11 protein-coding genes and 3 tRNA genes are annotated in these 12785 nt (G+C 62.2%); 5 read left to right on the top strand and 9 right to left on the bottom strand.

Annotation, left to right across the window (positions count from 1 at the left end):
- The first annotated feature begins 55 nt into the window (after positions 1 to 55).
- The 3 genes from ACYVL5_RS05395 to ACYVL5_RS05385 all read left to right on the top strand — a co-directional run bounded on the left by ACYVL5_RS05395 (position 56) and on the right by ACYVL5_RS05385 (position 3471).
- Positions 56 to 241 carry an FmdB family zinc ribbon protein gene (locus ACYVL5_RS05395; protein ID WP_460594530.1) on the top strand — a complete coding sequence of 62 codons (186 nt, stop codon included), beginning with the start codon at positions 56 to 58 and terminating at the stop codon, positions 239 to 241.
- A 568-nt stretch (positions 242 to 809) separates the two neighbouring features.
- Complete coding sequence (locus tag ACYVL5_RS05390; protein ID WP_460594529.1) at positions 810 to 3011, top strand: multicopper oxidase family protein; 2202 nt, start codon at positions 810 to 812, stop codon at positions 3009 to 3011.
- A 64-nt stretch (positions 3012 to 3075) separates the two neighbouring features.
- Complete coding sequence (locus ACYVL5_RS05385; RefSeq protein ID WP_460594528.1) at positions 3076 to 3471, top strand: hypothetical protein; 396 nt, start codon at positions 3076 to 3078, stop codon at positions 3469 to 3471.
- Between the two features lie 105 nt (positions 3472 to 3576).
- On the opposite strand, the gene ACYVL5_RS05380 is transcribed toward ACYVL5_RS05385, so the two are convergent.
- Positions 3577 to 5970, bottom strand: a complete 2394-nt coding sequence (locus ACYVL5_RS05380; RefSeq protein WP_460594527.1) for an ATP-dependent DNA helicase — start codon at positions 5968 to 5970, stop codon at positions 3577 to 3579.
- A gap of 219 nt (positions 5971 to 6189) precedes the next feature.
- On the opposite strand from ACYVL5_RS05380, the gene ACYVL5_RS05375 reads away from it, so the two are divergent.
- Positions 6190 to 6468, top strand: a complete 279-nt coding sequence (locus tag ACYVL5_RS05375) for a cytochrome c3 family protein (protein WP_460594526.1) — start codon at positions 6190 to 6192, stop codon at positions 6466 to 6468.
- A 173-nt stretch (positions 6469 to 6641) separates the two neighbouring features.
- Here the strand turns inward: ACYVL5_RS05375 and trhA are convergent, their stop codons facing one another.
- The 7 genes from trhA to serS form a co-directional block, all read right to left on the bottom strand.
- Positions 6642 to 7310 carry a PAQR family membrane homeostasis protein TrhA gene (trhA, locus tag ACYVL5_RS05370; protein WP_460594525.1) on the bottom strand — a complete coding sequence of 223 codons (669 nt, stop codon included), beginning with the start codon at positions 7308 to 7310 and terminating at the stop codon, positions 6642 to 6644.
- 66 nt (positions 7311 to 7376) lie between these two features.
- Positions 7377 to 8189, bottom strand: coding sequence for a ParB/RepB/Spo0J family partition protein (locus tag ACYVL5_RS05365; protein ID WP_460594524.1), 813 nt, complete (start codon positions 8187 to 8189; stop codon positions 7377 to 7379).
- A gap of 297 nt (positions 8190 to 8486) precedes the next feature.
- Positions 8487 to 8563: transfer RNA gene (locus ACYVL5_RS05360), tRNA-Arg, on the bottom strand.
- 8 nt (positions 8564 to 8571) lie between these two features.
- Complete coding sequence (locus ACYVL5_RS05355; protein WP_460594523.1) at positions 8572 to 9045, bottom strand: DUF2155 domain-containing protein; 474 nt, start codon at positions 9043 to 9045, stop codon at positions 8572 to 8574.
- A 38-nt stretch (positions 9046 to 9083) separates the two neighbouring features.
- Positions 9084 to 9177 (bottom strand) — tRNA-Ser (locus tag ACYVL5_RS05350).
- Between the two features lie 38 nt (positions 9178 to 9215).
- A tRNA-Ser gene (locus ACYVL5_RS05345) sits at positions 9216 to 9301 on the bottom strand.
- 6 nt (positions 9302 to 9307) lie between these two features.
- Positions 9308 to 10576 (bottom strand): serine--tRNA ligase, encoded by a 1269-nt coding sequence (serS, locus tag ACYVL5_RS05340; protein WP_460594522.1) that lies wholly within the window; start codon positions 10574 to 10576, stop codon positions 9308 to 9310.
- 153 nt (positions 10577 to 10729) lie between these two features.
- Between serS and thpR the strand changes: the two genes are divergently transcribed.
- Complete coding sequence (gene thpR, locus ACYVL5_RS05335; protein WP_460594521.1) at positions 10730 to 11284, top strand: 2'-5' RNA ligase family protein; 555 nt, start codon at positions 10730 to 10732, stop codon at positions 11282 to 11284.
- A gap of 261 nt (positions 11285 to 11545) precedes the next feature.
- Here thpR and ACYVL5_RS05330 read toward each other — a convergent pair whose 3' ends face one another.
- Positions 11546 to 12364, bottom strand: a complete 819-nt coding sequence (locus ACYVL5_RS05330; protein ID WP_460594520.1) for a flagellin N-terminal helical domain-containing protein — start codon at positions 12362 to 12364, stop codon at positions 11546 to 11548.
- Between the last annotated feature and the right edge of the window lie 421 nt (positions 12365 to 12785).

The raw sequence follows: 12785 nt of genomic DNA, 5'->3' as shown, positions 1-12785 counted from the left end.
CGGGGGCGCATCTGGTTATATATGAAAATCGATATATACCTTTTGGAGGTACCCTATGCCCATTTACGAGTTCCAGTGCGTCTCCTGCGATCACCGTTTCGAAAAACTCTGCAAATCGGAAGGTAGCGAGGCGGCTACCTGCCCGGCTTGCGGCTCATCGGAGGTCCGGAAGGTGATGTCTTCCTTCGCCGCCCCGGCCTCGGGCTCCGGCTCCTGCCGCCCCTCCTCGGGCGGTGGCTGAAGGTTCTGATGACGCCGGTCGGCGTCTCTCATTTCCCCAGCAGGAAAAGACCGGCTCCCCCACCGCGGGGAGCCTCCCCATTCCCCAGAGCCCGCGGAAGCCACCTCACCCCCGATCCGCCGGAGCCACCTCAGCTGCCCACTCCTTTCACCTCTGCCCTATCCTGCCCGTGCCACTCCCCATCCGGCCTATCTCTCCCTCTGCCGGAGGGGTGAGAAAAAGTAACCGGACGTTCTTTGCCATCGAGGGAGGAAATCCGGCTGAAATCCGGCACCTTAGCCGCCACCCCTCCAAGGGGGGAGTAATTTAATTAGCACCCCTTCCTGCATACGTTAATTTTCCGATACCCCTTTTTCCCTCCACAGATCAAGCGGTTACCAATCTTTACGCGATTGGTACGGTACCTGCTCTAGGTAGAGCGGCACCCGCACGCTACCTCTGTGTCCCCCTTGTAAAACCAATGCAATCCCAGCCGCGCGCTTTCCACCATCCGGTGAGGGAGAAGCCCGGCATCATGATATCCGGCCCGTCAGCAACATGATCGGCCGGGAGGCTCAGGAGGTCACGGATGGAAAAGCTCAAGACAATCGCCGCACTCGCTTTGCTCGCGAGTGCCACCCTGCTCTTTCAAGGGTGCAGTAACGGTACCCCCGCGGCGGGGGTGGTCCAGCAGACGGGAAGCACGACGCAGCGCGCCCCGCTCTCCCCGCAGAAACTCCAGCAGTTCGCCAACCCGCTGGTGGAGATCCCGATCGCACCGGTCAATCCCGGCAACCCCACCACCTACAACGTCTCGATGCGTCAGGGGAGCTGGGACTTCGGCCTGCGGAACATGGACGGAACCCCGATCATCAATCCCGACACCGGGAAGCCGATCGTGACCACCACCTGGGGGTACGACGTCAACGGCGTCTTCCTCGGGATCTACGGGCCGACCGTGGAGGCGACCAAGGGGACCCAGCTGACCTTCAACTACTCCAACGACCTCCGCGCCGAGATCAACGGCCAGAAGGGAACCGGACCGTACCTCACCAAGCACCTGTTGCAGGTCGACCCGACCATCGACGGGACCAACATGGGCGAGCCCGAGTGCCGGATGGTCCCCCACCTGCACGGCGGCGACGTCGAATGGACCTCGGACGGGCACCCCAACGCCTGGGTCGCCAACGATCCCGCCGTCCAGGCGCTCTGGGCCGCCCCGGCCGACCCGTCCATGGGCTTCCCGGGCCGCCCCTCGACCAACAAGCAGCCCCCCTACCTCTATCCGAACAGCCAGGAGGCCTGCACCCTCTGGTTCCACGATCACTCGATGGGGATCACCCGGCTCAACGCCTACGCCGGCGTGGCTGCCTTTTACCTGATCAAGGACCCCGCCGTGGAAGGAAGCGGCAACCTCGCCAACCTCCCGAAAGGGCGCTATGCGAATCCGGTGGTGCCGAGCCTGCAATCGGACGAGTTCGATCTCCCCATCGTGATCCAGGACAAGGACTTCGCCGACGACGGCTCGCTGGTCTTCCCGACCTTCAACAACCTGAGCGACTACACCTACGCCGCCCTGCACGACGCCAACGGCAACGTCATTCCGTCGCTGCGCCCCGAGATGTTCGGTAACGTCATCACCGTGAACGGCAAGGCGTGGCCTTACAAGAACGTGAAGACCCAGGCCTACCGCTTCCGTATCCTCAACGGCTCCGACTCCCGCGTCTACAACCTCTGGCTGCAGGATAAGGACACCGGCGAGGTCATTACCCCCGAGCTTGCCGAATCGGTGGCCCCGACCCTCGATTGGCCGGTGGTGCAGATCGCCGCCGAGCAGGGGTACGCCGACCACGGCGTCGAGGTCGCGACCGGCCCGGGACACAACGGCCTGCTGGTTCCCCCCGGTGCCCGCGCCGACATCATCATCGACTTCGGCCACCCCGTCTTCAAAGGGAGAAACATCGTCCTCCGCAACGACTGCCCGGCCCCCTTCGGTGGGCAGTTCGGACCCGATGCCGAGGACCCGACCACCATCGACGCGAAGACCACCGGCAAGATCATGCTCTTCAAGGTTGCCAACACGGTCGGAACTCCTTCGCCGCTGGTGGCGGAAACCGGCAGCGGATCGATCATGCAGCCAGGCTCCCTGGTCCCCTACGGCACCTTCCCGCACCTGACCCCGGACCGCGCCGCCGGTCCGCGCTACCTCGACTTCCAGGAGCGCCCCGATCCGGCCTTCTCCTTCCTGGATCCGACCACCGGTCAGGCGATGCCCCGCATCCAGTTGCTCCTCAACGACCGCCTCTTCAGCGATCCCATCACGGAGATGCCGCAGTTGAACAGTACCGAGGAGTGGGTGATGATCAACACCACGCCCGACGTCCATCCGATGCATGTGCACCTGGTCAAGTTCGAGGTGGTCGAAAAGGGATACCTCGACACGGTGAACTTCCCCGGCGTCTTTACCCGCGCCGACGGCATTGCCATGCCTAAGGTCGCCAATCCGGCCGCCTTCGTTCCCGACGCCGAACCCGGAGGGGCCGCGGGATCCGCCCCGGCCGGCTCCCTGTACCGGCTGGCGGACAACGAGAAAACCATCTGGAAGGATATCGTGATGGTCCCTCCCGCCGGCACCCCGGGTCCAGGGACGGTGGTCAACCCCGGCTACGTCAAGATCCGGATGACCTTCCCGAGGATCGGGACCTACATGTGGCACTGTCACATCCTCTCCCACGAGGAGAACGACATGATGCGGCCGTTCATGGTCATGGCGGCCGGGCAGGGCAACTAAATCGACCAGCGGGGAGGGAGCGGCCTTTGCGCCCTCCCCGCTATTAACCTTGAGGAGCAGGTGAATGTTAAACCGCAGGAAAGGGATCGCTCTCGTGCTGGCTGGGCTGGTTATTGCCACCGGATGCACCAAGTCGAGCGATCTGTCGGGAGAGTGGAAAGGGAAGATCACGCTGGCGGCGACGGGAAGCACCCTCCCCGACCTCGCCTTTACCCTCAGGCAGGATCGGGAGGCGGTGACTGGGAAGATGGTCTTCACCAGGATCGGCGCCGACCTCCCCCTGGAGGGAAGCTGCAAGGACGGGAAGCTCTCGCTCCGCTCGCCGGTAAAAAACGGCCTGGCGATCGCCATCGACGCCGAGGCCTCCAACCGCGACATCAAGGGGGTGGCGCTCCTCAACTACAGCTCGTCCAAGATCGGCAAAAAGCAGGACCGCACCACCATCGAACTGACCCGGTAGCTAAGCCACCGGTGTAGATAGCCTCCCCCGTCATGAGTGCAGGAGGAGCGCCGAACGGTTGCCCCCTTTCGCTTCAAGATCCCCTTGAAGAGATCGGGGGCTTTTTTATTCCTCGCTCCAGAAGGCGGCGAGGTCGCTGAGGATGGAGGTGGAGACGAGCTCGGAGGGGTGGGAGTCGAACCAGTCGGAGGGCATGGAACAGCGGTACTCCGTGTCCAGGAAGCGGTCGTCCATCAGCACGACGATGCCACGGTCGTGCTCGGAGCGGATCACCCGGCCGGCAGCCTGTACCGCCTTGGCCATGGCGGGGATGGCATAGGCGTAGTCGAAGCCCGCCCCGTAGTGACGCTGGTAGTAGCCGCGCATTTCCTCCCGCTCGAGGTCGAAGGTGGGAAGCGGCGGTCCCACCACGAAGACGCCGATCACCATCTCGCCGGGGTAGTCGATCCCCTCCGCGAACGATCCCCCCTGCACGGCCAGAAGCACGGTGGGGGAGGAGCCTTCCCTGAGATGGTCGAGGATCTCGTCCACCCGGGCCTGCCTCATGTTCCTCTCCTGCTTGAACAGGGCAAACCCTTCCGGGGGACGGAAGAGCGCGGCCACCCGCTCCAGGAAATCGAAGCTCGGGAAGAAGGCGAGGTAGTTCCCGGGGTGCAGCGAGACCACCCGCTGAAGGACCTCGGCCACCTTGCCGTAGTTCTGCTCGCGCCGGGAGTAGCGGGTGGAGACCTGGGGGATGACCAGGAGCTTTCGCTTCTCTCGCGAGAAGGGCGATGCGAACTCGGCGGTGCGGACCTTGGCGGGATCGAGGCCGGAGAGGGTGGCGTAGTAGGAAAAGGGCTTGAGGGTCGCGGAGAAGCCGACTATCTGCTGGTAGTTGCCGTAGCAGTCGGAAAGCATCGCCGAGGCGTCGCAGCAGGTGACCCGGAGGCTCCCCCCGCCGCCGTGGGGATGGAAGGTGGCGAAGAATTCCTGGCGCTCGGAACGCACGGCGAGCTCCAGCATCTGGGCGAACTCCCCCCAGTAGCCGGCCAGCCGCAGAACCGGATCTTCCCCCTTGAGCTCGTGGTCCGCCTCCAGGTAGCGGGCGAGAAAGGTCCTGAGGGCGGCATCGCGCTCCAGAAAGGGGGCCAAGGGGGGATCGATCCGGGTCGGTTGTCCCCCCTTGCGGCAGGAGGAGAGGGTGGCCAGGCAGCCGTCGAGGAGTTCCACCCCCTCCCGGGCGAAACGCTCCGGCAGTGAGCTGAGCGGCTCGCGGAATCCCTCCAGCACCTGGCTCGAAAGCTGGGGCGAGTAATACTCCATGGCGCGGGCGGGAAGGTTGTGGGCCTCGTCGATCACCAGGTTGGGCTTTCCCGCCTGGTCCACCGCGAGTCCCGGCGCGCGGCCAAGCGCCGAGCGGGGGGCGAAGACGTAGTTGTAATCGCAGATCACCAGGTCGGAGAGCTTGGCCGAGTCGATCTGCAGCTCGAAGGGGCAGACCTCGTAGCGCTCCCCCACCTCCCGGAAGGTCTTGGCCTTGAGCTTTCTCTTCTTGGCCAGAATATCGATGACCCCTTCACGGCCGAGCTTCCCGTAGTAGTCACGGGCATACTCGCAGTACTCGGGGGTGCAGAGCGGCTCCTCCTTCAGGCAGATCTTGGCCTTGGCGGTGAGGGTGGTGGAGCGGACGGCCGAGCCTCCCTCGCGAAAGCGCTCGGCGGCATCCTCGGCGACGGCGTGCTGGCTGTTCTTCGGGGTCAGGTAGATGACCTGCTGTCCCCGGGAGAGCGCCTCCTTGAGAACCGGATGGAGCACCCCGACCGTCTTCCCCAGTCCGGTCGGCGCCTGGATCAGCATCGGCCTCCCCTCCTGCATCCCCGCTTCGATCTCCTCGATGAGGCCAATCTGGCCGGGGCGGGGTGCGGAGAAGGGAAAGGCGAAGTCGGCCGCCAGCTTGCGCCTGCGGATTGCCTGCTTGCGCCCCTTTTCCGCCTCGATCACCAGCTCGTCGAGGCGGAGGTCGAGCCACTGCTGGTAGCGCTCGAGGTCGAGCTCGAGCGAGAGTTCCGCGCTGTGGCCGGTACGGGAGGAAACCAGGTGGAAGGAGAGGGCGGGAACGATGCCGTGCTCGAGCCAGTGGAAGTAGCCGTAGGTCAATAGCTGCAGGGAGTAGGGATGCTCCAGCGGGTCCCCGGCCAGCCGGCGCTTGAGCTCACCGAGGTTGAAGGTGCTCTTGATCTCCTCGATGAGCGGGGTGTCGTGGCGGAAGATGCCGTCCATCCTCCCGTTGATCCGGAAGGAGAAACCACCGGCCGTGAGGGTACGGGTGACCGCGACCTCCGCCTGGTACAGGGGATCCGTCTTGGCCCGTTTCCGCTGGACCCGCTGGTGGATCTCCTGCCCCTGCGCGGTCGAGCGCCCGTAGCCGGAGGGGGCCTCAAGGTTGCCGGTGCGCGGCACGGGGAGGGCGAAGTCCCCCAGGGAAAGTATGATGGCGTGCTCTGTCTTGTTCTTCACGGGAGTACCGGGGAGCAGGAACCGTAACGGATCAAAGGAGCGGTCGTTTTCCTGCGCGGTGCATGCGGTCACCGCATCGTCATTGGCTGAAAGGGTACTTTTTACTGTCAGGCCGCGGTTGTCAAGGCACAAAGTGCCTGTTAGGATTTGCAAAATTGGCAAGAGCGGGTATTCTCTTGTCACTTACTTTATCAATCAGCAGTGTAAAGGAGATCTCAAATGAAGAAAATCATCGCCGCCGTTGCCCTTTCCATTTTCTGCGCCGGTACCGCCCTGGCAGCGGGCGAGGCCACGGTAATCCTCCATGCCTCTAAAGGGGACGTCACCTTCCCGCACAAGAAGCATCAGGAAATGATGGCCTGCACCGCCTGCCACGAGACCGAGAAAGGCGGGAAAATCGCGGCCCTCGGCAAGGATTGGGCCCACAAGACCTGCAAAGGGTGCCACCAGGAAAAGGGTAAAGGCCCCACCGGCTGCAGCGGTTGCCACAAGAAGTAGGCATCGCCGCGTAAGCGACCCCGCGGGGCGAGGGCCTGATTGGCCTTCGCCCTTTTTTTGTCCTTGGCCAAGGCCCAACCGCTTCCTTCACCTCTTCCCCGGACTCAGCCGGCACTCCCTCTGGGCGGAGTGAGGATGGGACCTGGTACCGCGTGGGCACGGGGGTGGCGACCCTACAGGTGCAGGGGGGTCACGTAGTGGAAGATCGCCCAGAAATGGCAGGCACTGCCGGTCAGGACGAAGAGGTGCCAGATGGCGTGATTGAAGGGAAGGCGGTCCCAGAGGTAAAAGATCACCCCGATGGTGTAGGCCGCTCCTCCCAGAAAGAAGAATAGGAGCGCGGTGGCCGGCATGGCCGCCATCAGCGGCTTGAGAACCACCAGCGCGAGCCATCCCATGCCGAGGTAGATGATCGGCCCGGCCACCCGCATCCGGTGTACGGTGAAGATCTTCAGGATCGCTCCCACCGCGCCGAGCCCCCAGACCGTGCCGAAAAGCACCTTTCCCACCAGTCCCCGCAGAGTTACGAGGGCAAAGGGGGTATAGCTCCCGGCAATCATGATGTAGATGGCGATGTGGTCGAGGATGCGGAATATATAGCGGGCGTAGGGTTTCCTGACACTGTGGTAGGCGGTGGAAAGGGAGTAGAAAACGACCACCGCGATGCCGTAGACGCAGGCGGCAAAGAAGCGGTTCTGGTCGTTTTGCCCGGCGGCCAGGCCAATGAGCGCCACCCCTCCGAAGATGCTCAGCAGCACCCCGAGTCCGTGGGTAAAGCAGTTGGCCAGTTCCTCGGCCCTGCTGTAATTGTGAAGACGTGCATGGATCTCTTCGGCTCTCATGAATCCATGGTACACCGCCCCGGCCTCGGAAGGCAAGGGCGGCGCCACGGCAACTATTTGAAAACACTAAGAAGGGATCGTCCCCCCTGCGGGAAGTGAGCTGACCGCTCCCAGCTTGGCCAGCGCCGCGGACTGCAGCTTGCCGAGATGCTCGGTCAACTGGGCGACCTGCTGCGGGTCCAGCCTTGCCACGTCGAGGCCGTCGAGCTTCTTCAGGAAGGCCGCGATGAAGGCGATGTCCACGGCGGCCGCGCCCGGGGCGAGTTTCCCCCGCTCGCTCGAACGGAGCGCCCCTACCGTCAGCCCGCTCTCCTTGTATTTCTGGTAGAGTTTTTCCATCTTCTTGCTGCTCGGCTGCTTGGCGATCTGAACGAGGACGTACCGTGGGGTCTTGGGCTCGTTGCGGCAATCTTCCTTCACGCTGGCGGGAAGCTTCGTGAGGGAGAGGATTTCACAGAGGCTGGCCTGGGACTTGCCGAGCATGGCGGCGAGATCGGTGATTTGGTAGTCGTTGCGGCTCTTCAGGCGCTCGATTGCCTCGGCCTCCTCGATGGCGGTCAGATTTTCCCGCAGCAGGTTCTCCACGATGGAAACCTCCAGCGGCTCCCCGTCCGTCACGATGACCGGGACCGTCGATAGCCCCCCCTTCACCGCCGCCTGGTAGCGCCGCTCCCCCGAAACGACGACCAGTTTCCCCTCCGGCGGCACCTTGCGGGCCAGGATCGGCTGCAGCACTCCCTGCTTCAGGAGCGACTCCGTCAACTCCTCGAGCGCCGTGGGGTCGAAGTACTTGCGCGGCTGGTCCGGGTCGGGACTCAGCTCTGCGGGGCTTACCTGGTAGAGCTTTCCCTTCTGATATTTCTTTACTCCTTGCACCATGGCCACCTCCCCGTCCCGTACGCCGGGACCCTGTCGCGGGATGTAAATTAAACTTCATTAACCACAAAACCAGTAAACTGTATCTCGCCGCGGCCCCTTGTCAACCGAATCAGCCCTCCAAAAAAAATTCCATTTTTATTAACAATACTAAGGTGTTACAAGATTTCTTCGAACGTTCGAATTATTAGAAAGGGGAGGCTCGGGAACAAATGGCGGGTTGGAGAGAAGGAGAGGAGGTCGGCCAGGCCGAAAAAGGAAAAGGGTCACGAGTGATCTCGTAACCCTTTTCCTTCTGTATGGCGCGCCCGAAGAGATTCGAACTCCTGACCCCCAGATTCGTAGTCTGGTGCTCTATCCAGCTGAGCTACGGGCGCAACTTTTATCAACTGGCCGGTATGAAGTCGACCAGGGTGAAACCGTACTGCGGATGCTGAAACGCGTGGGTGGTCGGGTACAGGCTGAAGAGCCATCCCCGGAAGATTTCCTTCCCGTTCTCCTTGATCACCAGCTGAGCGGCCGGGTTCTTCGGCTCGTTCGACTGCGAGGTCAGGGTGGTCCCCTCCATGACGAAGTGGGGGAGGAAATTGGCCACCAGGAGCGTCAGGTCGGAACCGGGAAGCTTGAACTCGGATCCGATGGGAAGCGTGTAGACGTGCTGCCTTTTGGCGAACTTGTCGGCGACCTGGATCTTGACCGCCTTCCACTTTCCCTTGACGCTGTCGGGTACTACAACTACTGAGGCGGTTTTAACCGGCTGCGGGTGCGATACTTGCGGCGGCTTACTTTCCTTTTCGTTGCAACCTGCTACAGCCAGAGCGAGCAGTGACAAAACCAGCAGTTTCATCAATCGCGTCACTCACACCTCCGCTACTGCTATGGGCCTTCAGCGATAAGTGGCGGAGAGAAAGGGATTCGAACCCTTGATACCGGTTTACCCAGTATACTCGCTTAGCAGGCGAGCGCCTTCGACCTACTCGGCCATCTCTCCGTATCAACCGCTACCGCTTGTTGCCTGTGAACCATTATTGGCGGAGGAAGTAGGATTCGAACCCACGGAACTTTCGTTCAACGGTTTTCAAGACCGCCGCCTTCAACCACTCGGCCATTCCTCCAAAGTCCTAGCCGATCCGTTCCACCCCGCCCATGTAGGGCCTGAGCGCTTCGGGGATCAGCACCGAACCGTCGGCTTGCTGGTAGTTCTCCAGCACCGCCACCACGGTTCTTCCGACTGCGAGTCCTGACCCGTTAAGGGTGTGGACGAATTCCGGCTTCGCCTTTTCTTCCGGCCTGAACCGGATCCCGGCCCGGCGGGCCTGGAAATCCTCGAAACAGCTGCAGGACGAGATCTCACGGTAACAATCCTGGCCGGGGAGCCAGACCTCGATGTCGTAGGTCTTGGCGGCCGAGAAGCCGATGTCGCCGGTGCAGAGCTCGACCACGCGGTAGGGAATCCCGAGCCTTTTCAGCACCTCTTCGGCGTTGGCGAGCAGTTTCTCGAGCTCGTCGTAGGAGGTCGCCGGGTCGGCAAACTTGACCAGCTCAACCTTGTTGAACTGGTGCTGCCTGATGAGCCCGCGCGTATCCTTGCCGTAGGAACCGGCTTCCTTGCGGAAGCAGGGGGTGTAGGCGACGTAGTTGATCGGGAGGTCCGATCCCTTCAGGATTTCACCGCGATGGATGTTCGTTACGGGGACTTCTGCGGTAGGGATGAGAAAAAAATCGACCCCTTCCAGGTGGAAGAGATCTTCCTCAAACTTCGGCAACTGACCCGTACCGGTCATGGACTCCCTATTTACCATAAAGGGCGGGAGCATTTCAATATAATTGTGCTCGCCGGTGTGGAGGTCGAGCATGAAGTTAATGAGAGCCCTTTCCAGGCGGGCGCCGAGGCCGCGGTAGAGGGTGAAGCGCGCGCCGGTCAGCTTGGCGCCCCGCTCGAAGTCGAGGATGCCGAGCTCTTCGCCGATCTCCCAGTGCGGTTTCGGCTGGAACGAGAAGTTGCCGCGCTCGCCCCAGGTCCTCACCACCGGATTGTCCGCCTCGGACTTGCCTACCGGGGTGGTCGGGTTCGGGGTGTTGGGCACGGTGAGGAGGAAGCTCTGGAGCTCCTCTTCGACGACCTTCAGCTCCTCGTCGATCCCCTTGATCTGCTGGGAGACCTCCCGCATCTTGGTCTTCAGCTCTTCGGCCTGGGACTTGTCCTTCAGGCGGGCGATCTCCTCGCTGGCCTTGTTGCGCATGGCCTTGAGGCTTTCGCTCTGCTGGAGCAGTTCGCGGCGACGATCGTCGAGCTCACGGAAAGGAGCGAGGCTCACCCCTTCGCCGCGGGTCTTGAGACGGGCTTCGACAGTTTCCAGATTTTCGCGTATGTATTTGACGTCGAGCATCCAGGTCACCTTTACTTCGCGATTACCAAAGCTATACTGTCTAGCATCCGGACCGGGGTTCGTCAAGGGCTTTTTTGCCAACAACCTCCCGTACTGATACTTTTATCCCATCCATTATGACTTGCCGGGCCGGTGGTGAGAGGATCGGACAACATGACCAGGCTCTTCATCGCCCTCGACCTCCCCGACCAGGTAAAAGAACTCCTCGCCCCCCTGCCGGCCGGGCTCCCGATGGCCAGGTGGGTGAGCTCGGACCAGCTCCACCTGACCCTGCGCTTCATCGGGGAGGTGGACGACGATACCTTCGCGGCCATCGCCCTCGCCCTCAAGCAGGTAACTTTCTCGGCATTCCCCCTGACCCTTCGCAGCATCGGGCACTTCCCTCCCGGGCGCCACCCGCGCGTGGTCTGGGTCGGAATGGCGCGGTGCGAGCCGCTACTTTCCCTTCAACGGTTCATCGAGGCGGTGCTGATCGGAACCGGCATCCCGCCGGAGGACCGCCCCTTCTCCCCGCACATCACCCTGGCCCGGCTCAAGGACGCTCCCCCCAACGCGGTCGAGCGCTTTGAGAAGGAGCATCTCGAGCTCGTCTGCCCCACCTTCCAGGTCGACCGCTTCGTCCTCTACTCGAGCACCCTCTCCCGAAACGGCGCCCTCCATACGCAGGAAGCCGTTTATACCGCCAGCGATCAGCAACGAGGCTCGTGATCCCGGGCCCCGCCAGGAAGATGCCGGAACACCTTCGAGAAGAGCCGCCGAGAGGCATCCCCCACCCCCTCGCCCCTCCTTCCGGGGGAGGGGGTGGGGGCGGCGCCATAATATTGACTCGGCTCGTCGGCAACCGCGAGCTTGGCGACTGGGGAAGTCAAAAATATGTCTTGGGCTGGGAAATTAAGGAGAAAGGGTGAGGAGGGGTGCTTCAAAAGTAATCGATCCGGAGGGTATGCCCCTCCGGATCGACTGCGGGTCTTAGAACAGCTTGAGGACGGCCTGGGCGGCCTGAGAGGACATGGAGAGGGAGGTGGTACCGAGGCTCTGGCGAGTCTGCAGCATGAGCATGTTGGCACCTTCCTGGTTCATGTCGGCCAGGGTCAGGTTGTCCGCACCGGTCTGAAGGGTGTTGATCATGGAGTCAGTGAAGCTCTGGCGGGTGGTGATGATGTTCAGGTTGGCCGCCAGAGTCTGGGTGTTGGTGCGCAGCGTGGTGACCGCGCTGTCCATCTTCGCCGTATCGGAAGTGATGTCCGAGGTGGTCTGCCAGTTGTTGCTGGCACCGGTGAGGCTGAGCCCGGTGGCGTTGGCCAGGAAGCCGACCACGTTGAGCGCGGAGGTGCCGTTCTCGTTGAAGTTGACGGTCAGGGTGTTGACCGAGCTCAACAGGTTGAGGCCGCTGTAGCCGGAGTCGGAGGAAAGGTTGTCGATCTGGCTGCGGATGGTGTCGTACTGCCCTGCCAGCTTGGACTGGACGTTGGTGTCGCTGGTGGAAAGGGCGGACTGCGCAATACCTTTTGCTGCACTGATGAGACCGGTGATGGCGGTAATGCCGGCGTTGGCGGCATTAACGGTTTGGACCGCCTGACCCAGTCCGTCCTTGCGGTCGGAGAGGTCGCTGGCCCGTTGGTTGGCATTCTGCGCAGCGAAGTAGTTGGTCGGGTTGTCGAGCGCGCTATTGACTGCCTTGCCTGACGAGAGCCTCTGCTGCGTTCTGTTCAGAAGCTGGCTCGTGTTCTGGAGGTTCATGAGGTTGGTCCTCATGCCTGCGGTGAGAGAGATGTCGCTAACGGTCATGTTGCTTACTCCTTCCTTGGATTTTGGGTTCCGGCGATTCTAGCCGGTGTGCCTTCTGCGGCCGATAGGCACCCCTCCATTCAGCATGCGTGCCAATCCCCGTGCGCCGCCCGCCGGTTTAGACCTTCCATCTCCCTCATCTGTTTTCCGATCGCCCCCCGTTTCATTAGGTAACCAACCGTCTTTATTCAATGAATGATCGCCTTCGGGATTCGTAAAAAAAATTGTTCGCCGCCGGGAAAAATCGCCCCTCACCCCTCTCCCACCCACCCATTTGTCGACCGCCGGGCCCGCTGCCACCCGGCCGAGAACTGCCTGTCAAAAAAGTGGGTTAGGATACCTCCCGCCTAAGAGTCAAAATATCGTCACGGGCAGCACCTGGAGCGTTGCCAAATAAAAAGGGGGGCCGGCATCATTGCCA

It is taken from the genome of Geomonas sp. Red276 (assembly GCF_054784495.1).
The sequence above is the reverse complement of the archived record's forward strand: the minus strand, read 5'-3'. Positions and strand labels throughout refer to the sequence as shown.

Excerpts from the sequence above, each read along its gene's own strand:
- ACYVL5_RS05395 (WP_460594530.1), top strand. The coding sequence starts at position 56 with ATGCCCATTTACGAGTTCCAGTGCGTCTCCTGCGATCACCGTTTCGAA.
- ACYVL5_RS05390 (WP_460594529.1), top strand. The coding sequence starts at position 810 with ATGGAAAAGCTCAAGACAATCGCCGCACTCGCTTTGCTCGCGAGTGCC.
- ACYVL5_RS05385 (WP_460594528.1), top strand. The coding sequence starts at position 3,076 with ATGTTAAACCGCAGGAAAGGGATCGCTCTCGTGCTGGCTGGGCTGGTT.
- ACYVL5_RS05375 (WP_460594526.1), top strand. The coding sequence starts at position 6,190 with ATGAAGAAAATCATCGCCGCCGTTGCCCTTTCCATTTTCTGCGCCGGT.
- trhA (WP_460594525.1), bottom strand. The coding sequence starts at position 7,310 with ATGAGAGCCGAAGAGATCCATGCACGTCTTCACAATTACAGCAGGGCC.
- ACYVL5_RS05365 (WP_460594524.1), bottom strand. The coding sequence starts at position 8,189 with ATGGTGCAAGGAGTAAAGAAATATCAGAAGGGAAAGCTCTACCAGGTA.
- serS (WP_460594522.1), bottom strand. The coding sequence starts at position 10,576 with ATGCTCGACGTCAAATACATACGCGAAAATCTGGAAACTGTCGAAGCC.
- thpR (WP_460594521.1), top strand. The coding sequence starts at position 10,730 with ATGACCAGGCTCTTCATCGCCCTCGACCTCCCCGACCAGGTAAAAGAA.
- ACYVL5_RS05330 (WP_460594520.1), bottom strand. The coding sequence starts at position 12,364 with ATGACCGTTAGCGACATCTCTCTCACCGCAGGCATGAGGACCAACCTC.